General features: G+C 59.7%; 26 protein-coding genes and 1 pseudogene. 6 read left to right on the top strand and 21 right to left on the bottom strand.

Going from position 1 to position 23,088, the window contains the following annotated elements; all coding sequences use genetic code 11:
• Window positions 1-54 precede the first annotated feature (54 nt).
• On the top strand, window positions 55-561 hold the full coding sequence (locus ACP4QI_RS21045) for a phenolic acid decarboxylase (RefSeq protein WP_039032475.1): 507 nt from the start codon (window positions 55-57) through the stop codon (window positions 559-561).
• Between the two features lie 5 nt (window positions 562-566).
• Here the strand turns inward: ACP4QI_RS21045 and acpT are convergent, their stop codons facing one another.
• From acpT to ACP4QI_RS20950, 19 genes are read right to left on the bottom strand one after another with little or no spacing between them, the layout of a single operon-like run.
• Entirely contained in the window at window positions 567-1,148 is a 582-nt protein-coding gene (acpT, locus tag ACP4QI_RS21040; RefSeq protein WP_142487454.1) for a 4'-phosphopantetheinyl transferase AcpT, read from the bottom strand.
• 2 nt (window positions 1,149-1,150) lie between these two features.
• Window positions 1,151-2,380, bottom strand: coding sequence for a beta-ketoacyl-ACP synthase (locus ACP4QI_RS21035; protein ID WP_285129035.1), 1,230 nt, complete (start codon window positions 2,378-2,380; stop codon window positions 1,151-1,153).
• On the bottom strand, window positions 2,377-3,108 hold the full coding sequence (locus tag ACP4QI_RS21030) for a 3-ketoacyl-ACP reductase FabG2 (RefSeq protein ID WP_142487452.1): 732 nt from the start codon (window positions 3,106-3,108) through the stop codon (window positions 2,377-2,379). The genes ACP4QI_RS21035 and ACP4QI_RS21030 overlap by 4 nt, the downstream gene beginning before the upstream one ends.
• Window positions 3,105-3,578 (bottom strand): ApeP family dehydratase, encoded by a 474-nt coding sequence (locus ACP4QI_RS21025; protein ID WP_142487451.1) that lies wholly within the window; start codon window positions 3,576-3,578, stop codon window positions 3,105-3,107. The genes ACP4QI_RS21030 and ACP4QI_RS21025 overlap by 4 nt, the downstream gene beginning before the upstream one ends.
• The gene (locus ACP4QI_RS21020) at window positions 3,575-4,741 is read right to left on the bottom strand and encodes a beta-ketoacyl-[acyl-carrier-protein] synthase family protein (protein ID WP_426495882.1); all 1,167 of its coding nucleotides are present in this window, start codon (window positions 4,739-4,741) and stop codon (window positions 3,575-3,577) included. The genes ACP4QI_RS21025 and ACP4QI_RS21020 overlap by 4 nt, the downstream gene beginning before the upstream one ends.
• A gap of 1 nt (window position 4,742) precedes the next feature.
• Entirely contained in the window at window positions 4,743-5,327 is a 585-nt protein-coding gene (locus ACP4QI_RS21015) for a DUF3261 domain-containing protein (protein WP_156264820.1), read from the bottom strand.
• The gene (locus tag ACP4QI_RS21010; protein ID WP_426495881.1) at window positions 5,324-7,642 is read right to left on the bottom strand and encodes an MMPL family transporter; all 2,319 of its coding nucleotides are present in this window, start codon (window positions 7,640-7,642) and stop codon (window positions 5,324-5,326) included. Before ACP4QI_RS21010 ends, ACP4QI_RS21015 begins: the two co-directional genes overlap by 4 nt.
• Window positions 7,611-8,216 (bottom strand): outer membrane lipoprotein carrier protein LolA, encoded by a 606-nt coding sequence (locus ACP4QI_RS21005; protein WP_156264818.1) that lies wholly within the window; start codon window positions 8,214-8,216, stop codon window positions 7,611-7,613. The genes ACP4QI_RS21010 and ACP4QI_RS21005 overlap by 32 nt, the downstream gene beginning before the upstream one ends.
• Window positions 8,213-8,635 carry an acyl-CoA thioesterase gene (locus tag ACP4QI_RS21000; protein WP_106995282.1) on the bottom strand — a complete coding sequence of 141 codons (423 nt, stop codon included), beginning with the start codon at window positions 8,633-8,635 and terminating at the stop codon, window positions 8,213-8,215. The genes ACP4QI_RS21005 and ACP4QI_RS21000 overlap by 4 nt, the downstream gene beginning before the upstream one ends.
• Before the next feature lie 3 nt (window positions 8,636-8,638).
• Complete coding sequence (locus ACP4QI_RS20995; RefSeq protein ID WP_285129038.1) at window positions 8,639-10,330, bottom strand: glycosyltransferase family 2 protein; 1,692 nt, start codon at window positions 10,328-10,330, stop codon at window positions 8,639-8,641.
• Window positions 10,321-10,674: an ApeI family dehydratase gene (locus ACP4QI_RS20990; protein ID WP_142487445.1), complete on the bottom strand. Its 354-nt coding sequence runs from the start codon at window positions 10,672-10,674 to the stop codon at window positions 10,321-10,323. The genes ACP4QI_RS20995 and ACP4QI_RS20990 overlap by 10 nt, the downstream gene beginning before the upstream one ends.
• Window positions 10,661-12,022, bottom strand: coding sequence for an AMP-dependent synthetase (locus ACP4QI_RS20985; protein WP_426495880.1), 1,362 nt, complete (start codon window positions 12,020-12,022; stop codon window positions 10,661-10,663). Before ACP4QI_RS20985 ends, ACP4QI_RS20990 begins: the two co-directional genes overlap by 14 nt.
• Window positions 12,015-12,602, bottom strand: coding sequence for a COG4648 family protein (locus ACP4QI_RS20980; protein WP_426495879.1), 588 nt, complete (start codon window positions 12,600-12,602; stop codon window positions 12,015-12,017). Before ACP4QI_RS20980 ends, ACP4QI_RS20985 begins: the two co-directional genes overlap by 8 nt.
• Before the next feature lie 6 nt (window positions 12,603-12,608).
• Window positions 12,609-12,863, bottom strand: a complete 255-nt coding sequence (locus ACP4QI_RS20975; RefSeq protein WP_285129041.1) for an acyl carrier protein — start codon at window positions 12,861-12,863, stop codon at window positions 12,609-12,611.
• A gap of 13 nt (window positions 12,864-12,876) precedes the next feature.
• Window positions 12,877-13,134 carry a phosphopantetheine-binding protein gene (locus tag ACP4QI_RS20970; protein ID WP_106995276.1) on the bottom strand — a complete coding sequence of 86 codons (258 nt, stop codon included), beginning with the start codon at window positions 13,132-13,134 and terminating at the stop codon, window positions 12,877-12,879.
• Window positions 13,115-13,930 (bottom strand): lysophospholipid acyltransferase family protein, encoded by an 816-nt coding sequence (locus ACP4QI_RS20965; protein WP_426495878.1) that lies wholly within the window; start codon window positions 13,928-13,930, stop codon window positions 13,115-13,117. The genes ACP4QI_RS20970 and ACP4QI_RS20965 overlap by 20 nt, the downstream gene beginning before the upstream one ends.
• Entirely contained in the window at window positions 13,927-14,649 is a 723-nt protein-coding gene (locus tag ACP4QI_RS20960) for a beta-ketoacyl synthase chain length factor (protein WP_426495877.1), read from the bottom strand. Before ACP4QI_RS20960 ends, ACP4QI_RS20965 begins: the two co-directional genes overlap by 4 nt.
• A gap of 47 nt (window positions 14,650-14,696) precedes the next feature.
• Window positions 14,697-15,770, bottom strand: coding sequence for a methyltransferase (locus ACP4QI_RS20955; RefSeq protein ID WP_426495876.1), 1,074 nt, complete (start codon window positions 15,768-15,770; stop codon window positions 14,697-14,699).
• Window positions 15,771-15,773: 3 nt separating this feature from the next.
• On the bottom strand, window positions 15,774-16,847 hold the full coding sequence (locus ACP4QI_RS20950; protein ID WP_426495875.1) for an AI-2E family transporter: 1,074 nt from the start codon (window positions 16,845-16,847) through the stop codon (window positions 15,774-15,776).
• Between the two features lie 108 nt (window positions 16,848-16,955).
• Here ACP4QI_RS20950 and ACP4QI_RS20945 point away from each other — a divergent pair.
• A pseudogene (locus tag ACP4QI_RS20945) lies at window positions 16,956-18,195 on the top strand (MFS transporter).
• Window positions 18,196-18,199: 4 nt separating this feature from the next.
• Here the strand turns inward: ACP4QI_RS20945 and ACP4QI_RS20940 are convergent.
• Complete coding sequence (locus ACP4QI_RS20940) at window positions 18,200-18,757, bottom strand: DcrB family lipoprotein (RefSeq protein WP_032614966.1); 558 nt, start codon at window positions 18,755-18,757, stop codon at window positions 18,200-18,202.
• Between the two features lie 72 nt (window positions 18,758-18,829).
• Entirely contained in the window at window positions 18,830-19,495 is a 666-nt protein-coding gene (locus ACP4QI_RS20935; protein ID WP_106995269.1) for a 7-cyano-7-deazaguanine/7-aminomethyl-7-deazaguanine transporter, read from the bottom strand.
• 318 nt (window positions 19,496-19,813) lie between these two features.
• Between ACP4QI_RS20935 and tusA the strand changes: the two genes are divergently transcribed.
• From tusA to ACP4QI_RS20915, 4 genes are all read left to right on the top strand, one after another.
• Window positions 19,814-20,056: a sulfurtransferase TusA gene (gene tusA / locus ACP4QI_RS20930; RefSeq protein WP_142487436.1), complete on the top strand. Its 243-nt coding sequence runs from the start codon at window positions 19,814-19,816 to the stop codon at window positions 20,054-20,056.
• 239 nt (window positions 20,057-20,295) lie between these two features.
• The gene (locus tag ACP4QI_RS20925; RefSeq protein ID WP_231313493.1) at window positions 20,296-21,267 is read left to right on the top strand and encodes a TRAP transporter substrate-binding protein; all 972 of its coding nucleotides are present in this window, start codon (window positions 20,296-20,298) and stop codon (window positions 21,265-21,267) included.
• 11 nt (window positions 21,268-21,278) lie between these two features.
• Window positions 21,279-21,788, top strand: coding sequence for a TRAP transporter small permease (locus ACP4QI_RS20920; RefSeq protein WP_231313495.1), 510 nt, complete (start codon window positions 21,279-21,281; stop codon window positions 21,786-21,788).
• A gap of 10 nt (window positions 21,789-21,798) precedes the next feature.
• The gene (locus tag ACP4QI_RS20915) at window positions 21,799-23,085 is read left to right on the top strand and encodes a TRAP transporter large permease (protein WP_285112416.1); all 1,287 of its coding nucleotides are present in this window, start codon (window positions 21,799-21,801) and stop codon (window positions 23,083-23,085) included.
• The last annotated feature ends 3 nt before the right edge of the window (window positions 23,086-23,088 follow it).

The following is a 23,088-nucleotide window of genomic DNA, read 5'->3' as shown; positions in this document are numbered from 1 at the left end:
TCATCCAATTTTTGCAGGCGTAAGATGGGCTCATTGAAACAGAGGAGACAGAATATGAGCCATTTTGATAAACATGATTTGAGCGGTTTCGTCGGCAAACATCTGGTCTACACCTACGATAACGGCTGGAACTACGAGATTTATGTCAAAAACGAGCAGACCCTCGACTACCGTATTCACAGCGGGATCGTGGCAAACCGTTGGGTAAAAGATCAGCAGGCTTATATCGTTCGCGTGGGCGAGAGTATTTATAAAATTTCGTGGACTGAACCGACCGGTACCGATGTGAGCCTGATTGTGAACCTCGGCGACAGGCTGTTCCACGGCACTATCTTCTTCCCGCGTTGGGTGATGAATAACCCGGAAAAAACCGTCTGCTTCCAGAACGATCATATTCCGCTGATGGTCTCTTATCGCGAGGCGGGCCCGGCCTACCCAACCGAGGTTATTGATGAGTTCGCCACCATTACCTTTGTGCGCGACTGCGGCGCCAATAACGATGCTGTCATTGACTGTGCTGCCAGCGAGCTGCCGGCAGACTTTCCGAATAATTTGAAATAAGCGGGTTACAGAACCTGAAGCGCACCGTTATGGAGGGTGAAGGGCGTTGGCGTACAGACGGCGAGGCTGAGTTCGCCGTGCTGGACGTGGCTGACGCTCAGCGCGGAGGTAAAGGTGCTATCGACGCTGACAATTTGCCAGGCGCTCCCGCCGCGCTGTTTGACGATAGCCTCTTTGCGCGTCCAGATTCGCCAGAAGGCCGACAGCTTTGCCTCGGGCGCCTCCCGCTCCAGCTCGTCGTGTTCCGCGACGCTAAAGACGGCATTCGCCAGCGCCTGCCAGTTATCCCGGGGGCGGATCACTTCGATGTCGCAGCCCACTTCGCCCTCATCGCTTAACAGCAGGGCGATATCATCCCCGCTGTGGCTGAGGTTAAACCAGTACGGATGAGCATCAACGAAGGCGGGTTTCCCCTGTTCACCGAAGACGATCTCCGGCACCGGGGAGGGCGATAACGCCCGGGCGAGCAGGGTCCGCCCGGCCAGCCAGGGAGTGCGACGCGCGCCCTCAGGCGCCTGTTCGGCCAGCGCTGACGCCAGAGGGTCAGCGCTGAGGGTAGAAATTTTTCCCAGCAGGAACTGGTACATAGTCACGCCCAGCGTTTAATGATTATGGAAGTATTAATGCCGCCGAACGCGAAGTTATTGCTTTGCAGATATTCGCAATCAATGTGACGGGCTTTCCCCATAATATAATCTAACGCGCCGCATTGCTCATCTGGTTGTCTTAAATTGATGGTCGGTGCGAACCAGCCCTCGCGCATCATCTCCAGACTCATCCAGGCTTCCAGCGCACCGCAGGCACCCAACGTGTGGCCGAAATAACTCTTCAATGACGAGACAGGTACGCTGTCGCCAAATACGGCGGCGGTGGCCAGGCTTTCGGCAATATCCCCCCGGTCGGTGGCGGTGCCGTGCGCCGAAATGTAGCCAATATCCTGCGGACTCAGTCCGGCGATGCGCAGCGACTTTTCCATGCAGATCTGCATGGTTTCCCGCTGCGGCTGGGTGATGTGCGCCGCGTCGCAGTTGGTGGCGAAGCCGACGATCTCTCCGTAAATGGTCGCGCCACGCGCCTGCGCATGCTCCAGCTCTTCCAGGATCAACGTTCCCGCCCCTTCGCCAATTACCAGCCCATCGCGCTGGATATCGAAGGGTGACGGGGTGGCTTCCGGATCGTCATTACGCTGGCTGGTGGCGAAAAGGGTATCGAACACCGCCGCTTCCGACGGGCAGAGCTCTTCGGCCCCTCCTGCCACCATCACCGTCTGATATCCGTGGCGGATGGCTTCCCACGCATAGCCTATCGCCTGGCTGCCGGAGGTGCAGGCGCTGGAGGTGGGGATCACCCGCCCGCGGAGGCCGAAGAACAGGCCGGTATTGACTGCCGTGGTGTGCGGCATCATCTGCACGTAGGTGGTGCCGGTGATGTTGTTGGTGTGCTTCTCGGTGAGCATGGTGGCGAACTCGCTGACCGGGCCGGTGCTGCCGGTCGACGAGCCGTAAGCAATGCCGGTTTCGCCCTGAGTCAGGATCGGATCGTCAATCAGCCCGGCCTGCGCCAGCGCGAGTTCGGTGGCGCGGGTCGACAGTAAAGACACGCGGCCCATGGCGCGGATGCGCTTGCGGGTGTAGTGCTCCGGCAGGGTAAAATCATCGATTGGTGCCGCCAGCAGGGTATGCAGACCCTCATACACCGTCCACTCCGGCATCTTGCGTACCGCGTTTTTATACTCCAGCAAGCGGGCAGAAACCGACTGCCACTCTTCACCGAAGGCGGTCACGCCGCCCATGCCGGTAATCACCACCCGACGCGTCATAACATGCCCCCGTTAATGGAGATCACCTGGCGGGTCACATAGCCCGCAATATCCGACATCAGATAGCTGGCCAGTCCGGCCACCTCGTCTGCCTGACCCATCCGTTTCATGGGGATCATGGCCATTGCCTCTTTCAGCGCGGCCTCTTCCATCTCGATCATCCCGGTATCTATCAGCCCGGGTGCGATGCAGTTGACGGTAATTTTGCGCTTCGCCAGCTCCATCGCCAGGGCTTTGGTGGCACCGATAATACCCGCTTTGGCCGCGCTGTAATTTACCTGGCCGCGGTTGCCCATCACCCCTGAAACCGACGACAGAGTAATAATACGTCCGCCTTTGCGGGTGCCAATCATGGGCATGATGCAGGGGTGAATGACGTTGTAAAAGCTGTCGAGATTGGTGTGGATCACGCTGTCCCAGTCCTCGTCGCTGAGCGCCGGGAAGGCACCATCCCGGGCGATCCCGGCGTTGCTGACCACGCCATACCAGGGACCGTTAACGTCCATATCCTGCTCCAGCACCTCGCGGCACTGCGCGCGATTGCCCACGTCAAACGAGAGCAGACGCCCGTTTCCCCCCGCCTGCTCGATAGCATTCAGGGTGTCCTGTGCGCCAGCGACGTCGCGGTGGTAATGCACGCCGAGGGTGAACCCGTCTGCGGCAAGTTTGAGGGCGATAGCCCGGCCAATGCCTTTGCTGGCACCGGTGACCAGAACGGAACGACTCATTGATTCACTCCCTGTTTAAACAGTGATGCTAATTCCTGCTGGCCTGGCTGGAAGGTATTGACGCGCCCGGTTGCCAGCGTCTCTTCATCTGTGAGGATGGCGCACTCGAAGCTGCTAAAGCGTTCATCCTGCATCAGCAGCGTGACCGTGATGGTTAACAGGCTGCTGGCCGGGAAGCACCCTGCGGCGCAAACCAGTTCCCGCGCCCCCAGTACCATGCCGAGCGAAATGCTCTCCTGACCCTTCTGCTGACGGTGCCAGCCTGACCAGATGCCAACGGTCTGGGCCATCAACTCAAGGGCGTACCAGCCCGGCAGATCGCCCGCGGTATTCAGAAAGGGCGCCAGCACGCCCTGCGGACTGACGGTGACGCGGCAGACGGCAGACTCAGCGGTCACGCTGTGGACAGATTCCAGCAGCAGCATGGGGGCATCGTGGGGCAGATACTCGGTCGGGGATAAATAACTCATGACACTCTCCCCAGCAGGATGCTGGCGTTATTGCCGCCAAAGGCGAACGAATTTGACAAGATCACCGCTTTTTTCAGCGCGGTGGGCTGATGCAGCACGCCGCAGGGGGCGAGCGTCGGATCCGGTGTATAGCGGGTGAAATCCTGGGCGGGTAAGGGGAGGTCACGGGTCAGGATCAGCCAGCTCAGCGCTGCTTCGGTGATCCCCGCCGCCCCCAGCGTATGGCCGGTCAGGTGCTTGGTGGAGCTGCAGGGCACCGCCTCGCCAAACAGATCGTGCACCACCTGCGATTCAATCTGGTCATTCAGCGGCGTTGCCGTACCGTGCAGATTGATGTAGCCCACCTCATCCGGTTTTATTCCGGCCTCCTTCAGCGCCTGGTTAATGGCGCTGATGGCCCCTTCACCCTGTGGATGGGGGGCGGAAATATGGTACGCGTCGCTCGACTCGCCGGTACCCAGCAGCGCCACCGGCTGGGGCTCGCGGGTCAGCACCATCAGAGCTGCCGCTTCGCCAATGGTGATCCCCCGCCGGTCACGGCCAAAGGGCTCGCACAGCGTGGTGGAGAGTGACTCAAGGCTGTTAAAGCCATTCACCGGCATCCGACTCAGGGTATCTGCCCCGCCGACGATGGCGATATCTGCCAGCCCGGCATCAATCAGCCGACGTCCGCTGATGATTGCCCGCGCGCTGGAGGAGCAGGCGGTCGACAGGGTGTAAGCCGGGCCCTCCAGACCGAGCCAGTTCGCCAGAAAGCGCGACGGATCGCCCAGCTCCTGCTGGGCGTAGTGCCAGTTGACGCTGGCTTCGCCGCTCATCGACAGACGCACATGTTCGTCGCCCTCGTCGAGCCCGGAGGTGCTGGTGCCCATGACCACTGCCACCCGGTCACGGCCGTAGCGGGCAATGGCCTCATCCACGACAGGCTGGATCTGCGCCAGCGCCGCCAGCAGGAGCTGATTATTGCGCGAGCGGTGCAGGGCAAAGCTTTCCGGGATCGCAGGCAGCTCGCCGTCGACGCCGCCCAGCACCGCATCCTGACCCTGCAGCCAGCCGCTGCGCAGGCGCATACCGGGGGCGACCCCGCGCGTCAGGTTAGCGGCAATCTCGTCAGGCGAATTGCCCAGGGCATTGATCAGGCCAACGGCAGAAATGTAGATCATCTCAGTCATCCAGATATTGAATGGTGATGTGGTAGTGGAACACCTGTTGTTCGATGCTGATCGGCACGCGCTTGCCTTTGCGCTGCAGGTAGACAATCTCCGTCACCAGCTTGCCGTCGGCATTGCGCAGCTCGCGACGGTCGCCGCGATCCTGCAACGTCCAGCCCTTCGGCAACTGCGGCAGCCAGGCGTCGATCGGCCAGTGGCTGAGCATCACGTCCGCCAGCACCTGGCTGGCCGGAGGCAGCTCTGGCGCAACAATCGACTGTTCAGTATGGATGCCCGTTTCATTATAGGTGGCGAGGAACAGGCGAATACCCACCGATGACAGCCCGGCGAGGGTCACCTTCTGCGCATCGGCATTCAGCATCACCAGCAGCGACTGGGTCTTGCCATTAAAGCTGCCGGTCAGCAACTGCTGGGAGCTCAGCGCCGGAGTAATACCCGGCGGCGGTAGCGTCACCCGGGTACCCGGCTGGAGCCATGCCTGCGGTCGGGCATCGTCACGCTTCGGGGCCGTGTGGCTGCAACCGGCCAGCAACAGCGCGCCGATCAGGGCGGCGGCGCGGTAAAAAGGGGTGATCATTGTTTTCTCTCTTTTTGGGCTGGCATCGCCAGAGGAGCCAGCAGAAAGGCGGTGAAAATACCGCTGACCAGTACAATGCCGAAACTGCCGATCGCCTGCGTGGCGCTGAATACCAGCATGCCGAGGGTTAACAGGGTGGTCATCATCGCCAGGGTAATGGCCAGCATCGAGGTCAACGGCGTGCCGCGTGGGTTGTTGAAGAATAGCGTGTAGTTGATCCCGATGCCGAGTACCAGCACCAGCGCCAGCAGGGAAAACAGGTTAACCGGATGACCCGAGACCGCCAGCGCGGCGAGGCCGCAACCCAGCGACACCAGCGAGGGCACGAGGGTGATCAGCCCCTTACGCCAGCCGAGGCGCAGCATGGCACCGCAGGCGATCGTCGCCAGGGCGACAACCAGCAGGCCGGTCAGCACTGCGCGGTAGAGGGCAAACAGGCTGTCGAAACTCGCCTTGCGATCCACCCACACCACGCCCGGATGTTGCTCCGCCAGCTCGCGCAGCGCCGGGCTGTTTTTCACCCCATCCACCGGTACCAGCACGCCGCTTTCGCCGCCGGGCAACGTGAGCCACAGCAGACGCCAGCCTTCACTGGCCGGGCTGGCAAGCCACGTATCGACCTGCACCGGGGTGGCATTCAAATCCGGTGATACCGTCGTCATCCCGGCGTTTTGCAGGACCCTCGTTACTGCCGGAGCCGCCTGGCGCAGCAGCGCCAGATCGCGCTCTTGCTGCGCCAGCGAGTTCAGCGGCAGGGTGCGCCAGGATTTCAGGTCACCCGCCTGCTGCGCCCGTGCCAGCGTCGGGGTAAAGGCCTCCAGCCGCTCCAGCGTCTGCTGGGCCGATGCGCCATGCACCATGAACCATTTCTGATCGACACGCTGCCCGGTCAGGGCGGTAATGGTTTTCTCCTGAGCCAGAATATCCTGCGGCAGGGCCTGTAGCTGGGCGATATCGTCATCCACCCGCAGCGTGGCGATACCCGCGAGAGCGGCCAGGGCCAGCGCAACCGGCAGGCCAACCGACACGCGTCTGTCGCGCCATGCCGACAGCCAGCGCAGCATGAACGCCCTCGCCGGAACCGGTCGCACCGGTAAGCCGCGGCACAGCCACGGATGCCAGAAAATGACCGTCAGGCAGGCGGCGCTTAAGCCCGCAGCGGCAAACACCGACATCTGGCGGATGCCCGGGAAGGGCGCCAGCATCATGATGAAATAGGCCGCCACGGTGGTGAGCAGCGCCAGCAGCAGGGCGTTGCGCACTTTCGCCAGGCTTTGCCACGGCGAGTCCTGGCCGCCGTGAACCATCCGCTCGGTCAGGTAATAAAGCGTGTAGTCCGCCGAGATGCCGATGATGCTCATGCTCATCACCAGGGTCATCAAATGCAGTTCACCAAACAGCAGCAGCGTCGTGACCGTGCCGGCCAGCGCGCCCATGGCGATGGAGAGCAGGCACAGGAGCAGCGGGCGCAGGGAGCGGAACACCGCCACAATCAGCAGGATCACCCCCAGCACGGTGGCGACGCCGAGGGTCGAGATATCCCGCTTTGCCTGCTGGCTGGCGTAGTCGCTGTAAAACACCGTGCCGCGCGACAGCAGCTGCGCCTGCGGATACTGCGTTTTCAGCTGGCTTTCGAGGTCGTGGAGCCGGGTCACCAGCCGGTGGGTTTCCTGCATATCGAACGACGAACCGGCCAGCTCGCCGTGCAGCAGATACCAGTAATTTCCGGCATCGTCTTTTGTCACCAGCCAGCCGTCCATCAGCCGTAGCTTTTGGCTGTTTTGTGCCAGCGCCAGCTGGGAGCCGCGCATCAGCATCAGCGGGTCGTTTTGCAGCTCTTTACCGCTGACTCCGGAGAAGGCCGAATACAGCTGGGATAAAACCCACTGGGCCTGCGCCTCGCCGCCGTTTTGCAGGCGCGCGCGGGTGGCAGGGTCGATCAGGCCGTTGCGGTGCTGCCAGAAAAACGCCCCCCAGGCTTTCTGCCCGGCGGCGTCCATCGGCCCTTTTACCTCGTGCAGCGATCCCGCCCCCTGCAACAGGCTCAGCCAATGCTGCGCCACCTGCGGGTCGGGTTGTTTTCCGGGGCTGACCAGCCACACCAGCTGACGATCGAGGCGTTCAATAAAGCCGTCGTTCAGGGCCGGGGGGATCGCCCCGAGGCTCTGTTTGGGCAGCATCGCCAGCACGCTGCTGTTCAGCCGCGCCCCCGGCAGCAGCGTCAGCAGCATGCCCAGCAGCACCAGGCATACCGCGGCCCACACCAGGGCCGGGCGTCGGGCGTTACGGTGCGGCAAAGCGTTGGCGTTCGGCATCGGTCAGGCTGGCGGGCGTGAGCTGGTGGCGGGAGAGGGCGATAGCGGTACGATCGCCCTGCTTATCGTTCAGCACGATGGATTCCACATAGGTTGCACCACTCAGATCCAGCGAGGCGAAAATCTTGTCCAGCGGCGTGGTGGTGGGAGTCAGCACCAGCGACCAGCGATCTTCACCAAGATCTTTAAAGTTGATGCGGAAATTCTCCTCCAGCACCTTGCGATCCGCCTGGAACAGGGCGCGCAGCAGGTGATTGAACTGGAACATCTGCGGGTTGTTTTCAGCGGTGATGGTCTGCGGCGGCTGGCCGTTGATGACCTGCACCATCCGTTTGTCGTCCAACAGCAGCGTCATCGGGAAAGGCGCTTTTTGATCCCACAGCAGCCCGCTGTCGCGGGCGATCAGCATCTCACCCTGGGATCGCAGCGGCTGGGGCAGATCCTTGATGGTGCGGGTCTGCTCAAAGTGGGCGCGTACTACCGGCTGTTCGGTAAAGCGCTGCTGTAATTCATCCAGCGTGACGGCGTTGACCCACGGACTGATCAGCAGGGCAAGCAGCAATAACCTCTTCATGGCGTAACTCCCATACGCTCAAACAGGATCGCCGGGCTGACAAAACACAACTCGCGGCTCTTCTCTTCCACCGCCACCTGAATGGTGTAGCCGGTGGTGGTCCGTTTGCCGCTGGTGGCGTCAAAAATCTGATAGGCGATACGCAGGCGGTTCTCAAACTCTTCGATATGGGCCCGGACGCGGATCCGTTGCTCAAAGGTGAGGACATCACGGTATTTCACCCGGGTGTCGACCACCGGCCAGAGATAGCCGGATGCCTTCATCTGGCGATAGCCATAATCGAACTGGTTGAGCAGGGCCTCGCGGGCAATCTCAAAATAGCGGAAATAGTTGCCATGCCAGACCACGCCCATCATATCGACGTCGTGAAACGGCACGGTCAGCTCTACTTCGGTCGTAAAGCGGGGATCGGTCAGCACCCTTTACTCCTTCTCTTTGGCATCCGGCAGACGCCAGAAATCGAAAAAATTAAACCAGTCGAGCGGGGCCTGCAGCGCAAAGTGCTCCAGCCGTTGGGCATAACGGTCGACGGTCTGCTGTAACGCCTGCTGGCGCCCGCTGCGCGGCAACAGCAGCGGATCGGCAAAGTCTTCGCAGTGGATATGCAGCTTCTGCTGCTGGCGCAGGGCGAAAATCAGCATCACCGGGCAGCGCATCAGCGAGGCGAGAATAAATGGCCCCTCAGGAAACGGCGCAGGCTGGCCCATAAAGTCGCTCCATACCACGCGCCAGCTGCCGCCGCGCTGCGGATCGACGGCGATCCGATCCCCGACGATCGCCACCCATTCCCCGCGATCGATCTTCTCTTTCAGGAGGATGGCGGTCTCCGGGCCAATATCGGTCACCGGGATCAGGTTCAGCCCGGCCTGCGGCGCCATCTCCTGCATAATCTGTTTGAAGCGTTGGGCGTTATCGCTGAAGACCAGCGCATTGATGGTCTTGCCGCCGTCGAGCTGCGCCAGGGCGCGGCACGCCTCGACATCGCCAAGATGGGAGGCCAGCAGCAGCTTGCCCTCAGGCACGCTAAGATCGAGCTTTTCCCGTGCGCCAGGGGCGAAGACCACGTCCCTGCCCAGTCTGAGTTCGCCCTGCCAGCTGGCGACCTTATCCAGCATCGCATTGCCAAAACGCAGGAAGTGGAAAAAGCTGTTCAGGCGCGCGGGCTTGGGCTGCTGGCGCAGCGCCAGCGTCTCGCTCACGCGGGCGATCCACTGTTGCGATGCCTGGCGGGCCGGGCGGGCCGTCAGCCAGTAGACGGCAATCACCGGCCACAGCAGGAGGGTAAACGCCCTGCGGCCGAGCAGCTGCCAGACCCGTAACATCAGGCGCATGCCGTACAGGCCTTTCACCTCCTGCTGCTGCGCCCAGTGCTGGCTGCGGCGGCGAAAGAGCAGGGAAGGGATGCGCGGCAGCATGCCGAAGAACAGCCGGGTGTGCATCCAGGAGATGCGCAGGTTGTCGTTCAGGGCATCGAAATGGGAGATGCCATCCTGCGGATAGGTCACCCGGGTGGGCAGAAAATAGCTGGTATTGCCCTGCCAGTAGAGGCGCACCATGATTTCGGTATCAAAATCCATTCGCTTGCCGAGCGGCACGCTGTTGATGACCCGTAACGTCGGGGCCACCGGGTAGACCCGGAAGCCGCACATGCTGTCTTTGAGCTGCAATGACAGGGTTTCGATCCAGACCCAGACATGGGTGATCCAGCGGCCATACAGTCGCGAGCGGGGGATCGAGTCATCAAAGACCGGCTGGCCGGAGATCAGCGCCTGCGGGTGGCGCTCTGCCAGCGCCAGCAGCCGGGGGATATCCTCAATGGCATGCTGGCCGTCGGCATCCACCTGCACCGCATGGGTAAAACCTGCCCCGGCGCAGACTTTCAGTCCACGGATCACCGCCGCCCCTTTGCCGGCGTTGTGTATCAGCCGCACCAGCGTCACCTGCGCATTGTCGGCAGCCAGGCGATCCAGTTCCTGACGGGTGCTGGCATCGCTGCCATCGTCGACCACAATCACCGGCAGCTGAAACGGCGCCAGACGGCTCAGGACGTTCGCCATCATCGCCCCATGGTTGTAGCAGGGGATCAGAATGCAGGGGCGAAAGGTTAACGGCATAAGCGAATCTTCCCGCTGCTGGCCAGGAGGCGCTGTTCACCGTCGTGGCGTTGATAGCTGAAGGTGAGGGTCTGGCGCTCCGCGTTCCAGTCGAGGGTCAACGTTACGGTGGCATCGGGGAGCAGCGGTGCCTGAAATTTAACGTTCTGGATACTGTGAAAACGATACTCCGGTGCCAGTAGCGTGGTGGCGTAGTGCATTACCCAGTCAAGCTGAGCGACGCCGGGCAGCAGCGGCTGCACGGCAAAATGGCCCTGGAACCAGAACAGCGCCGGATCGAGGTGCAGGACGATCTCAAGTTGCTGCGGTTGTGCCTGATGGCGCTCGATTTCATGGATTTTCATGAAATAACTCCTGTAACTGCGCATAGACACGCTTGTTCATACTGTTTACCGGCATTTCATCAATGATGCGCCAGTAGCGAGGGATCGCGACCGGTTCGAGCCACGGCCGCAGGGCGCGTCGCCAGGCCATGATCTGCGCTTTACTGCCGCGCTGGTGCAGCTGTTGACGCGCGGCGTCATCCAGCACCAGCAGTACGCCAACGCCCTGGCGTCCACCGCGCGTAACCGGCAGCGCCGCCGCTTCGCAGATGCCGTCCAGCGCCAGCAGACGCTGTTCAACCTCGGTCAGCGAGATACGTTTCTCTTCGATTTTCACCACCCGTCCCTGGCGGCCAATAAGGCTGAACTGACCATCATCCCCGACGTGCAGAATATCGTCGAGCAGAACGCCGTCCGCCTCATCGATCAGCGGCGAGGTGACGCGCAGGGCGCCATTATCGCGGCTAAAGGTCACCCCGGGGAAGGGTTGCCAGAGGCATTTGTCCGCCTGACGGTAACGCCAGGCGAGGACGCCGGTTTCGCTACTGCCGTAAATTTCATCCGGCCAGAGTCCCAGCCAACGGTAGGTATTGCAGGCCGACTCCCACATCAGTACGCCTCCGGCCGAGACCAGGACGGCAACGGGCGGCGGAGCGAGCTGCGTATCGAGCCGCTTCAGAAACGCCGGGCTGCTGATAAACAGGTAGCGCCGGGTATGATCCACGGCCGCCAGCTGTTCGGCATAGGAGATCATCTCCGCATGCAGCGGCAGCGCCAGCGCCATCGGCAATACAATGCGAAACGTCAGGCCGTACAGATGCTGGGGCACAACCGAGGAGACCACGCAGCAGCCGTTCAGCCGCTCGCCAAAGCGGGCTGCCAGCAGCCTGGCTTCCCGATCGAGCTGGGCGACACGCTTGACGATCCGTTCAGGGGCTCCGGTCGAGCCGGAGGTGAACAGTTCGATAACGCGGGCGTCATCAATGGCCGGCAGCGGCATGAACGGCGGCGCACTTCGGCGGGCAGAGCTGACCACCAGCAGGCGGCCCCGGAAGCTCAGCGTCCTGTCGCTCAGCACGCCGCTGAACAGTCCCTGCTGCTCCTCCAGCAGCGATTCCCGGCTGTGTCCGGGCAGCACCGGGGTTTTGCCCGCATGCAGCGTTGCCAGCAGGGCAACGATAAACAGATAGCTGTTGTCAAAACAGAGCGCCCAGCGATCGCCTTCCTGCTGCTGCAAACAGGCCGTCAGGGCGCTGACGTCGTCACGCAGCTGCCCGAGCGTCCAGCAGCGATCACCAGACCAGGCGACAGGGGTGTCGTCCGGGCGTGGGGCGTTCAGCCACTGGCTCAGCGGGAGGGGGTTATGCATCGCGCTGCTCTTTTTTGATCATCCGTTGACGCACCATCCACTCGCTTGCCATTAACGTTCCCATCAGGATATAGGCGATCATGCCGTTCCACAGCGTCCAGAGCCGCATGTCCCCCCGCAACACGGTGAACAGCGCCACTCCCCCGTTGAAGATGAAAAAGCCGCACCAAACCCGGGTGACAACGCGGGTATAGCGCACACCGGAAGGGGATAAATTCGGTTCCCGCAGTCGCGCCAGCCGTTCGACCAGCGGCATCGCCGTCCACAGCGACCCGCCGAAAACGGCCAGCATCGCCAGGTTAACGATCACCGGATAGAACAGCAGCCACTGATGCGCTTTCAGGAAGTAGCTGGCGGCGCACAGGACGATACCCGCCAGGGCAACGCTCTGGGTCACATAGCGCATCGGTCCGGAATTAAGCCGCGCCTGGCGAAAACGGAACAGCAGCAGGATTGCCATCAGCGGCAGCAGCCAGTGCAGGCTGTTGTGCGACAACCCGAAGCCAATCAGAAAGGGCCATGCGACCAGCATTAACCCCGTCAGCAGTGGGATTGCCGGGAAGGATCGTCCGCCACGCATGGTGTCTTATGCTTCACGCAGGAGCTTTTCTACCGCATCCACTACGTCCTGCACGGTACGTACCGACTTGAAGGTTTCCGGTTTGATTCGGGCGCCGGTTCGTTTCTGCAGGTGAACAACCATGTCGACGGCGTCGATGCTGTCCAGCTCCAGATCCTCATACAGGCGCGCCTCCGGGGTGATGGCTTCCGGCGCAATTTCAAACAGGGTGATCAGGAGAGTGATGACTTCCTGATAAACGGATTTGTGTTCTGTAGTCATAGTAAATTCGGTCTCAGGCGCGTTGGGCGGTGATGAAAGAGGCCAGGGTGGCGACGGAGTAAAAATGTTGACGCATCTCTTCGCTTTCGGCAGACAACACCACGCCGTACTGGTTTTTTACCGCCAGCCCCAGCTCAAGGGCATCGATCGAGTCAAGGCCCAACCCATCGCCAAACAGCGCGGCATCCGTATCGATATCCTCTGCGGTCAATTCGTCCAGATTGAGGGTAGTAATGATAAGATTTTTAATTTCAAGGTAGAGCGCTTGCATCATTCATTCCTGACAAAGATTGAAGACCGGATGTTAAGCGATGCTGCAGGTGCCGGTTGAGCTGTCTTGCCGCCAGGGCTGGCTCCTGTACTGCTGCATCGTAAAAATCACTAATATTGACCCGCTCACGGACATCGATCGTGAAAAAGGGTTTGTCTGGCGGTATGTCATACCACCGGCTGTGTTTATCAAGCAGGTGCTCGCTGCAGTGGATGAGCACCACCCGCAGGTCGCTGGCGCAACGCACGGCAATATTGGCCGCACCGCGTTGCAGCGTGATGGCTTTCCCCGCCTGCGTGCGCGTCCCTTCCGGGAAGATCAGCAGGGTGTCGCCCTGGCTCAGCCGTTGCTGACAGGCGCTTAACAGGGCGTCGGCTTCGCTGTTGATCAGGTAATCGGCCGCCCGGATCGCCCCGCTGAGAAAAGGGTTACGCAGCAGGGCGCTTTTCACCAGGCAGTCGGTTTCCGGCATCACCGACGCGATCAGCACGTAGTCGATAAGCGTCGGGTGGTTCGCCACTACCAGACAGCCGCGTTCGTGGCGCAGCGCGTCGAGGTTATTGAATCGGTAATCGAGCACGCCGAGGGTGCGGGCGACGGTTAAAAAAGCACGGAAGCTGGCGGCAATACTGCGTCGGGCGAGGCGACGACGACGCGCGCGATCGCGCTGGACCAGGTTCAGCAGGTTGAACCACACCAGCGACAGCAGCAGTCCGCCCGCGCCAAACAGCACGAAGCACAAGCCGGTCATCACCAGCCGCCAGCCGCGGCTGAGGGCCGCCCTTACGCGTATCATGCGCGGGTCCACTGCCACAGCAGGCGCTCGCCGGGCACCACAAACTGCCGATCGTCTCGCAGGTAGTGGCGCAGGAACAGCAGGCTCTGCGGCAGCGAGAGCGCTTCGGGGCAACGGACGGATTGCGTTTCGCAGCGCAGAGTGTCACCGGCTTCGATGACCAGCGCCAGGGCATAGGGCCAGGTCGGCATCTGCGGCGGGAGTGCAGAGCGGTAAAAATCGGGCAGGGCGCCATCGAAATCGACCATTAACACCCGCGTATATCCGGCATGTAGCAGGCTCAGCACTTCGCACAACCCCTGCTGGAAGGTGTCCATTCCGGCGGAGAGGGATGACGAGACAATCGGCTGACGCGCCGCGATAGTCAGATTGCCCACCGCAGAGTTGTGGACCGACATGGCGAAATCGGTCGGGGAAACATCCTGCCCGGTCGCCAGCGCATGCAGGAGGCGATAGTTACGCTCCAGCTCACCGTGACGGCTGGTGTAAACCACGGCATCGATGGCATGCTTTCGCACCATCGCCATACCGCAATCGACCGCCAGTTTACTGCCGGAACTGAGGCGGCGGGCGGTCATCATCGGCAGTTCGGACAGTTTGGCCTGCGGCGCAGCAGAATCGATGGCATGCAAACCCTGTGACCATGCCTGCCAGTGGCTGGCATCACTAAGGCCTGGCGCTCTGGCTTGCCAGTCGAGAATGTTAAGTGCAAATTTCATCTGCGCGCGTCCGCGATAAACCCGTTATCCAGTAACGCAGCCGAAGGTCAGGTCGCGTTATTGTTTATTTTCTGGCAAATCAATAAGGTGTGGCCCACACCGAGATTGTCATGCCGTTGTTCTACCCGGAATCCTGCTCTCTCCAGATAGTGATAAAATTTCTCTACGCTGTAAAAACGGCTGTTGCCGTTCGCCATACAGGTGAAATAGAGCGAGGTTGCGTTCAGGCTGAAGGAGGCCGCTTCGAATCGTTGCGCATCCCAGAACAGCTCCAGAATGCACAGGCGGGCACCTGGCTTCATCACCTTCGCCACGTTGCTCAGCAGGTTCACAATCTGATCGGGAGAGAAGCAGTCCAGAAACTGGCTCATCCACCAGATATCAGCGTCATCCGGCAGAGCAGCGTCGCTAAGCATATCGACAGGATAGAGCCCAATACGATGAGATAATCCTGCTTTTGCGATATTTTCCTGGGCCAGGGCAATTTGCTGCGGCAGATCGAGCAGCGTCACGGCGATATTTTCATCGTAACGACAGCAGCGTAGCGCCCATTTACCCGTATTTCCGCCGACATCGTACAATTTTGTCGGCGAGCTTGCGAATATATAGGGTAACGCGGCATCAAATGCGCCATCGGAATAGAAGTGATCGAAAGCAAACCAGCTCCGCTGCGCCTGTTCGGGTAGGGCGGAGAGTGCCGGATAAATGGTCGGCCATTCACCAAAGACAGCGAGCCCGGCCGGTTTTTCCGCTTTCAATGCATCGGCAAGATGAAACAGGCCCTGATAGCAAACATCCTGGGTGAAATCCATATTGACGCGGGTCATGCTGTCATGCAGCAGATAGTGACCAATTTTGGCCAGATAATATCGCCCCTCGCTGTGGGTCACTATCCGCCCGCTTAATCCCATATCCAGCAATACGCCAGCGCCATATTCGCTGAGCGTGCTGTTTGCCACGATCTCCTCGAGAGAAGCGCCGCGCGTGCCCTGTTTATCCAGCCAGGCGAGGATGCCGGTGTTACGCAGACAAAGCGCGGTCTGAAACAGCATCGGGGCAAAGGCGATACGCTGCGCTTCGGTGATGGCCTCCAGCGCGCTGAGGGTGTCCTTTTCGTACATGCGTTATCCCGGTAGGCGGCTTTTCGGTCGGCCCGGGCCGAGCAGGATCGCCAGCTTGCTGCCCCCCTGGGTAGTCTCCATCCAGATCTTACAGACGCTGGTCAGCGGAACGGACAATAACATCCCGACCGGGCCCAGTAACCAGCCCCAGATCAGTAACGACAGGAACACCACCATGGTGGACATCCCCAGCCGGTGGCCCATCATCCGGGGCTCAACGATATTGCCCAGCACCATATGGACGATCAGGAACAGCGCCCCCACCATGGCGCACTCATAGAGACCATTGAACAGAAACGCCTGGATCATCGGCGGGACGGCGGAGATGACCGCGCCAATATTAGGCACATAGTTCAGCAGGAAGGCCAGCACACCCCACATCAGGGCGAACTGTACCCCCAGCAGCGTCAGCCCCAGCCAGACAATCGCGCCCGTCCACAGGCTTAACAGCGTTTTCAGCGCCAGATAGTGGGAAACGCCCTTCAGCGCCCGGTGCAGACCGGCGATGTGGATCTGCGGATTATTGAGGGCAAAACGCATTTTGTACGGCACGTGGCGCACTTCAAACAGCATAAACACCACCGTCATCACCAGCAGCAGGACGCTGGCCATCGCCCCGGAAAGCTGGGTCATCAGCGCGGTGGCAAAGGTCATCACCTTTTCCGAGTCCATCCGTTTCAGCATCCGCTCCGGGGAGATATGCAGGTTGAGAAAGGGAAACATCTCCTGCACATCGACCAGTTTGCGCGTCAGCTCTTTATTGTATTTCGGCAGCATGGCAGCAAATTCATTAAGTGAGGCCGCCAGCACCCCAAACAGCGCCGTCAGGCCAATCAGCATCACCACCACCACAATGGTGATGGCCAGGGGGCGGCTAAATCCGCGACGCAAAAACCAGGTGACGAGGGGGTTGAGGACGATGGCGAAAAAGAGCGCCAGCAGCAGCTGCACGAGAATATCCGCTGCGGCGTGAATACCTGCGAGGATCACCACCAGGCAGGCCAGTTTGAGCAGAATATGAAGACCGGATTTATCAGGCTGTGTAAGACCCGGTTTACCGGGTGGCGTGGTTAACATAGTGTTTCCTCTTATGAGATGCTCATAAGTGTAGTGCGCGCGCAGCGCTTCGGCGGAGGCCGTTAATCTTAAAGTCGCTGCTGCATTTCGGCCCCTGTCATGGTAATAGTGAAACACTGTTGTAAAAATTCTGGTGAACCTGATGCCCGAACCCGCCGCCGAACCGGCACTGAGTGGATTACGCCTCAACCTGCGTATTGTTTCCGTCGTTATTTTCAACTTTGCCAGCTACCTGACCATCGGCCTGCCGCTGGCCGTGCTGCCGGGCTATGTCCATGACATTATGGGCTTTAGCGCCTTCTGGGCGGGCCTTGTGATCAGCCTGCAATACTTCGCCACGCTGTTAAGCCGTCCTTACGCCGGGCGCTATGCCGACCTGTTTGGCCCGAAAAGCATTGTGGTGCTGGGGCTCTGCGGCTGCTTCCTGAGCGGAGTGAGCTATCTCCTCGCCGGGTTAACCAGCGCCTGGCCGATGGTGAGCCTGGCGCTGCTCTGTCTTGGCCGGGTGATCCTTGGGGTCGGGCAAAGCCTCGCCGGAACCGGCTCCACGCTGTGGGGCGTCGGGGTGGTGGGGGCATCGCACATCGGGCGGGTGATCTCCTGGAACGGGATCGTCACCTACGGCGCGATGGCGATGGGGGCCCCGCTCGGCGTGCTCTGCTATCGCTACACCGGCCTGAGCGGGCTGGCGCTTACCATTATGGTGGTGGCGCTGCTGGCGATTGTATTTGCGCTGCCGCGACCGAAAGTCAAAGCCAGCAAAGGCAAGCCGATGCCGTTTCGCGCGGTGCTGGGGCGTGTCTGGCCCTACGGCATGGCGCTGGCCCTTGGCTCGGCAGGCTTTGGGGTGATCGCCACCTTCATCACCCTGTTCTACGCCGATAAAGGCTGGGACGGCGCGGCCTTTGCGTTGACCCTGTTCAGCTGTGCCTTCGTCGGGACGCGGCTGCTTTTCCCGAACGGCATCAACCGACTGGGCGGGCTGAACGTGGCCATCATCTGCTTTAGCGTTGAGATTGCCGGCCTGCTGCTGACCGGAATTGCCGATGCGCCCTGGATGGCACGGATCGGGGTGTTCCTCGCAGGCGCGGGCTTCTCGCTGGTGTTCCCGGCGCTGGGGGTGGTGGCGGTGAAAGCGGTGCCGCAGCAGAACCAGGGCGCGGCGCTGGCGACCTATACGGTGTTTATGGATATGTCGCTGGGGGTCACCGGGCCGCTGGCCGGGCTGGTGATGGCGTGGGCCGGGGTACCTGTTATCTATCTGGCGGCAGCGGGGCTGGTGGCGGTGGCGTTACTGCTGACGTGGCGGCTAAAAAAATGGCCTCCGGAGGAGGCCATCTCATCGTGAGAACTTACTGAATCACGAGGGTATTGATGATGTTCTCTGCGGCAGTTTGCGCTTTCTGCTGATCGTCAGCAGGCAGCGTGATCTGCAGGGTCAGCAGCTTGTTGTCCACTTTGCCCAGCACTACGGAGGAGTAAGCCGTCTGGCCTTTGGCAGAGATAATGCTGTCCAGCTGTTGCAGCTTGTGGTCTTTCAGCTCGATGGCTTTATTGGTCACGACCTGCAGCTGCGGGTCACGGCTGCGCTGCTGATCTTCCAGACGCTTCGCCAGCACGCCCAGGTCTTCATTGGTGTCATCACCAACGATCACGATCACCGCTTTTTGCCCGGTAGCATCGGAATAAACGTGCATGTTGTTCGCCTGGGTGCCCAGCTTGCCGCTCTGATCGGTCATATCCGCCGGCAGAGAGAAGCTGAGTTTGCCATCCATCAGGCTGACCGGTTGGCCCGTGGCGTTGCTTTCAGCAGACGCAGCCTGAGCAGGCGTTTTGGTGTCGCTGTTATCACAGGCTGCCAGCCCCATCACCAGCAGGCCAATCCCGACATATTTAACCAGATTGCGCATTACATTCTTCCTTTCGATAAACGGCCATAACGGCGCATCAATCCATCTTATCACAACTGTTCAGGGGAACCCTTAACCAGCCTGCAATCCCGGGATTTCAGATTTATCCGCGAATCTTTTCAGCAACATATTCAGCAGCACGCCGTACATTGGCAGGAAGAAGACCAGGCTGATAAGCACCTTAAAGGCGTAGTCCACGAGCGCAATTTCCATCCAGTGTTGCGCCATGAACGCATCCGGGCTGCGCCAGAAGGCGATAAAGAAAAAGGCCAGGGTATCGCTGACGTTACCAAACAGCGTGGAGGCGGTCGGTGCCATCCACCAGCGATGGTTCTGCCGCAGGCGGTTAAACACATGTACGTCGAGGATCTGTCCCAGCGCATAGGCCATAAAGCTGGCGGCGGCGATACGGGCGACGAACAGGTTAAAGTGCGTCAGCGCCTCAAAGCCCTGCCAGCTACCCATATAGAACAGCGAGGAGATCACGTACGAAACAAACAGCGCCGGAAGCATGACGGCAAAAATAATGCGTCGGGCCAGCGGGGCGCCAAAGATACGGACGGTGAGATCGGTCGCAAGGAAGATAAACGGGAAACTGAATGCGCCCCAGGTGGTATGAAAACCAAAAATGGAGATGGGCAGCTGCACCAGGTAGTTACTGGAGGTGATCACCAGCAGATGAAAAAGCGAAAGCCAGAACAACGCTTTTACGCGCTGCGATTGAGAGAACTGCGTCATATTGTGACCTTTTTGATTAGAATTTGGGGTGAGGGAACCCAATATGAATCTGGCCCATTAGGCTATTTTATTCGCCATTCTGAATCCGGGCAGTGCTCGAAATCCTCACGTACTAAGTGTACGCTCCGGTTTCTGCGCGCTGTCCGTCTCCAGACTGGCTTCAACAATAACGCCTAATGGGCCAGATTCTGAAAGCCGCCGCATGATACTGCTTTAACGACAGTTTGCAATGGCTAATTTTCACGCAATCGTTAACCTGGTTTGCTTTGCCCGGCTCGCGGCGTAAACTACTGCCGTTTTTATCTGGACGAGACCAAGATGACCGATCTGTTTACCCACCCGGACCACACCCTTGACGCGCAGGGCCTGCGCTGCCCGGAACCCGTCATGATGGTGCGCAAAACCGTGCGCACGATGCAGTCCGGCGAAACGCTGTTAATTATCGCCGACGATCCGGCCACGACCCGCGATATTCCGGGCTTCTGTACCTTTATGGAACATGAGCTGCTGGCGCAGGAGACCGGGGTATTGCCGTACAAATATCTTATCCGCAAAGGGTAATAGACCTTGTAGGCCGGGTAAGGCATCGCCGCCACCCGGCGTGCCCGGCGGCGCTGCGCTTGCACGGGCCTACGATTGCCATTTCGTTTGACCTCCATCACCAAAATAAACCACCATTTCAATTTTTAGCGCTTTTTGTGAGGCGCTTCACCTACGCTTTCCAGGCATTGGGCTAGTTTCTAAACGTTAAAACTAAAACAACGTTCCGATACTTACCTCACTACCCTGGAGTTGACTCAATGAAAACGACCCTCAAGCCGTTGCTGGCCGCTCTGTGCCTGTCTGCTTTTGCCTGCTCTGTTTCTGCTCAAACCATTAAAGCCGCTGATGTGCATCCTGAAGGCTACCCGAACGTGGTGGCAGTACAGCACATGGGTGAAAAACTCAAACAACAAACCGACGGCAAGCTGGAGATCAAAGTCTTCCCTGGCGGCGTGCTGGGCGATGAAAAGCAGATGATTGAGCAGGCGCAGATGGGGGCAATCGATATGATTCGCGTCTCCATGGCCCCGGTTGCCGCCATCCTGCCGGATATTGAAGTCTTTACGCTCCCCTATGTCTTCCGTGACGAAGACCATATGCACAAAGTGATCGACGGCGATATCGGGAAATCGATCGGCGATAAACTCACCGCCAACCCGAAATCGCGGCTGGTGTTCCTCGGCTGGATGGACTCCGGCACCCGTAACCTGATCACCAAAGATCCCATTGTTAAACCGGAAGATCTAAAGGGTAAAAAAATCCGCGTGCAGGGTAGCCCGGTGGCGCTGGCCACGCTGAAAGATATGGGAGCCAACTCGGTGGCAATGGGGGTAAGTGAAGTCTACAGCGGCATGCAGACCGGCGTTATCGACGGTGCCGAGAACAACCCGCCAACCTACATCGCTCACAACTACATGCCTGTCGCCAAAAACTACACCCTCAGCGGCCACTTCATCACCCCGGAAATGCTGCTCTACTCCAAAGTGAAATGGGACAAGCTGAGCGCCGACGAACAGCAAAAAATTCTGACCCTGGCCCGCGAAGCGCAGTTTGAGCAGCGCAAGCTGTGGCAGGCCTATAACGACGAAGCTCTGCAGAAGATGAAGGCGGGCGGCGTGCAGTTCCACGACATTGATAAAGCGGTCTTCGTGAAGGCGACAGAGCCGGTGCGCGCCCAGTATGGCGATAAGCATCAGGATCTGATGAAAGCTATCGCTGACGTTAAGTAACCGGGGGACTTATGTCCGAACTCTATCTTAAGTGGATGGACCGTCTCTATTTGCTGGCGATGGGCGTGGCAGGCCTGTCGCTGCTGGTGATGACCATTGTTATTCCGATTGGCATTTTCTCGCGCTATGTCCTTAACCGTGGTGAGTCCTGGCCGGAGCCGATTGCCATTATTTGTATGGTGACATTCACCTTTATCGGCGCGGCGGTGAGCTACCGCGCCGGCTCGCATATTGCGGTGAATATGCTTACCGACCGGCTGTCTGACGCGATGAAAATTGTATGCGCGCGGATCGTAGATCTTCTGATGCTGGTCATTTCGGGCCTGATGTTGTGGTACAGCTATTTGCTTTGCGTTGAACTGTGGGAACAGCCGGTAGCGGAGTTTCCCATTTTGACCTCCGGTGAAAGCTACTTGCCGCTGCCGATTGGATCGGCAGTTCTGCTCCTGTTTGTTCTTGAGCGCCTGCTGTTTGGCTCTCAGGAACATCGCCCGGTCGTCATGATCGGCAACCACAGTTAAGGGGTGAGTGATGGACGCATTTGTTTTGTTATTCACCCTCGCCATCTTACTGGCGCTGGGGATGCCGGTGGCTTTCGCCGTGGGCTTAAGCGCCGTGGCTGGCGCGCTGTGGATTGATCTGCCGCTGGAGGCACTGATGATTCAGATCACCAGCGGGGTGAATAAATTTACCCTGCTGGCGATCCCGTTCTTTATCCTGGCGGGGGCGATCATGGCGGAAGGGGGCATTGCCCGCCGGTTGGTGAACTTTGCCTATATCTTTGTCGGCTTTATTCGCGGCGGGTTGTCGCTGGTGAATATTGTCGCCTCGACCTTCTTCGGTGCTATTTCGGGCTCGTCGGTGGCAGATACCGCCTCCATCGGTACCGTGATGATCCCGGAGATGGAGAAGAAGGGCTATCCGCGTGAGTACGCAGCGGCGGTGACCGCCAGCGGCTCGGTACAGGCGATCCTGATCCCCCCCAGCCATAACTCGGTGATCTACTCCCTGGCGGCGGGGGGTACGGTGTCGATTGCGACGCTGTTTATCGCCGGCGTCCTGCCGGGCCTGCTGCTCGGGGTCTCACTAATGGTGCTGTGCCTGGGCTTTGCCCACAAGCGCGGTTACCCAAAAGGCGAGAGGATCCCCTTTAAGCAGGCGCTGAAGATTTTCTTCGATGCCCTGTGGGGTCTGATGACGGTGGTGATTATTCTCGGCGGCATTTTGTCGGGGATCTTTACCGCCACCGAATCCGCGGCGGTTGCCTGTCTGTGGGCGTTCTTTGTCACCATGTTTATCTACCGCGACTACAAGTGGAACGAGCTGCCGAAGCTGATGTGCCGCACGGTGAAGACGGTAACGATCGTGATGATCCTGATCGGCTTTGCAGCGGCCTTTGGCGCGGTGATGACTTATATGCAGCTGCCGATGCGGATCACCGAGTTCTTCACCTCGCTCTCGGACAACAAGTACGTGATCCTGATGTACATCAACATCATGCTGCTGCTGATTGGCACCCTGATGGACATGGCACCGATCATTCTGATCCTGACTCCGGTGCTGCTGCCGGTGACCAATGCGCTGGGTATCGATCCGGTGCATTTCGGGATGATCATGATGGTGAACCTCGGGATGGGGCTGATTACGCCGCCGGTGGGATCGGTGCTGTTTGTCGCCAGCGCGGTGAGTAAGCAGAAGATCGAAGCCGTGGTGCGTGAGATGCTGCCGTTCTACGGCATGCTGCTGGTGGTGTTAGGGTTGGTGACCTATATTCCGGCGATATCGCTGTGGTTACCGCGGATGTTGGGGATGCAGTAGTGA

It is taken from the genome of Leclercia sp. TB492, from assembly GCF_049974505.2.
Lineage (GTDB): Bacteria > Pseudomonadota > Gammaproteobacteria > Enterobacterales > Enterobacteriaceae > Enterobacter > Enterobacter adecarboxylatus_C.
The sequence above is the reverse complement of the archived record's forward strand: the minus strand, read 5'-3'. Positions and strand labels throughout refer to the sequence as shown.

Excerpts from the sequence above, each read along its gene's own strand:
- ACP4QI_RS21045 (WP_039032475.1), top strand. The coding sequence starts at position 55 with ATGAGCCATTTTGATAAACATGATTTGAGCGGTTTCGTCGGCAAACAT.
- acpT (WP_142487454.1), bottom strand. The coding sequence starts at position 1,148 with ATGTACCAGTTCCTGCTGGGAAAAATTTCTACCCTCAGCGCTGACCCT.
- ACP4QI_RS21035 (WP_285129035.1), bottom strand. The coding sequence starts at position 2,380 with ATGACGCGTCGGGTGGTGATTACCGGCATGGGCGGCGTGACCGCCTTC.
- ACP4QI_RS21030 (WP_142487452.1), bottom strand. The coding sequence starts at position 3,108 with ATGAGTCGTTCCGTTCTGGTCACCGGTGCCAGCAAAGGCATTGGCCGG.
- ACP4QI_RS21025 (WP_142487451.1), bottom strand. The coding sequence starts at position 3,578 with ATGAGTTATTTATCCCCGACCGAGTATCTGCCCCACGATGCCCCCATG.
- ACP4QI_RS21020 (WP_426495882.1), bottom strand. The coding sequence starts at position 4,741 with ATGATCTACATTTCTGCCGTTGGCCTGATCAATGCCCTGGGCAATTCG.
- ACP4QI_RS21015 (WP_156264820.1), bottom strand. The coding sequence starts at position 5,327 with ATGATCACCCCTTTTTACCGCGCCGCCGCCCTGATCGGCGCGCTGTTG.
- ACP4QI_RS21010 (WP_426495881.1), bottom strand. The coding sequence starts at position 7,642 with ATGCCGAACGCCAACGCTTTGCCGCACCGTAACGCCCGACGCCCGGCC.
- ACP4QI_RS21005 (WP_156264818.1), bottom strand. The coding sequence starts at position 8,216 with ATGAAGAGGTTATTGCTGCTTGCCCTGCTGATCAGTCCGTGGGTCAAC.
- ACP4QI_RS20995 (WP_285129038.1), bottom strand. The coding sequence starts at position 10,330 with ATGCCGTTAACCTTTCGCCCCTGCATTCTGATCCCCTGCTACAACCAT.
- ACP4QI_RS20990 (WP_142487445.1), bottom strand. The coding sequence starts at position 10,674 with ATGAAAATCCATGAAATCGAGCGCCATCAGGCACAACCGCAGCAACTT.
- ACP4QI_RS20985 (WP_426495880.1), bottom strand. The coding sequence starts at position 12,022 with ATGCATAACCCCCTCCCGCTGAGCCAGTGGCTGAACGCCCCACGCCCG.
- ACP4QI_RS20980 (WP_426495879.1), bottom strand. The coding sequence starts at position 12,602 with ATGCGTGGCGGACGATCCTTCCCGGCAATCCCACTGCTGACGGGGTTA.
- ACP4QI_RS20975 (WP_285129041.1), bottom strand. The coding sequence starts at position 12,863 with ATGACTACAGAACACAAATCCGTTTATCAGGAAGTCATCACTCTCCTG.
- ACP4QI_RS20970 (WP_106995276.1), bottom strand. The coding sequence starts at position 13,134 with ATGCAAGCGCTCTACCTTGAAATTAAAAATCTTATCATTACTACCCTC.
- ACP4QI_RS20965 (WP_426495878.1), bottom strand. The coding sequence starts at position 13,930 with ATGATACGCGTAAGGGCGGCCCTCAGCCGCGGCTGGCGGCTGGTGATG.
- ACP4QI_RS20960 (WP_426495877.1), bottom strand. The coding sequence starts at position 14,649 with ATGAAATTTGCACTTAACATTCTCGACTGGCAAGCCAGAGCGCCAGGC.
- ACP4QI_RS20955 (WP_426495876.1), bottom strand. The coding sequence starts at position 15,770 with ATGTACGAAAAGGACACCCTCAGCGCGCTGGAGGCCATCACCGAAGCG.
- ACP4QI_RS20950 (WP_426495875.1), bottom strand. The coding sequence starts at position 16,847 with ATGTTAACCACGCCACCCGGTAAACCGGGTCTTACACAGCCTGATAAA.
- ACP4QI_RS20940 (WP_032614966.1), bottom strand. The coding sequence starts at position 18,757 with ATGCGCAATCTGGTTAAATATGTCGGGATTGGCCTGCTGGTGATGGGG.
- ACP4QI_RS20935 (WP_106995269.1), bottom strand. The coding sequence starts at position 19,495 with ATGACGCAGTTCTCTCAATCGCAGCGCGTAAAAGCGTTGTTCTGGCTT.
- tusA (WP_142487436.1), top strand. The coding sequence starts at position 19,814 with ATGACCGATCTGTTTACCCACCCGGACCACACCCTTGACGCGCAGGGC.
- ACP4QI_RS20925 (WP_231313493.1), top strand. The coding sequence starts at position 20,296 with ATGAAAACGACCCTCAAGCCGTTGCTGGCCGCTCTGTGCCTGTCTGCT.
- ACP4QI_RS20920 (WP_231313495.1), top strand. The coding sequence starts at position 21,279 with ATGTCCGAACTCTATCTTAAGTGGATGGACCGTCTCTATTTGCTGGCG.
- ACP4QI_RS20915 (WP_285112416.1), top strand. The coding sequence starts at position 21,799 with ATGGACGCATTTGTTTTGTTATTCACCCTCGCCATCTTACTGGCGCTG.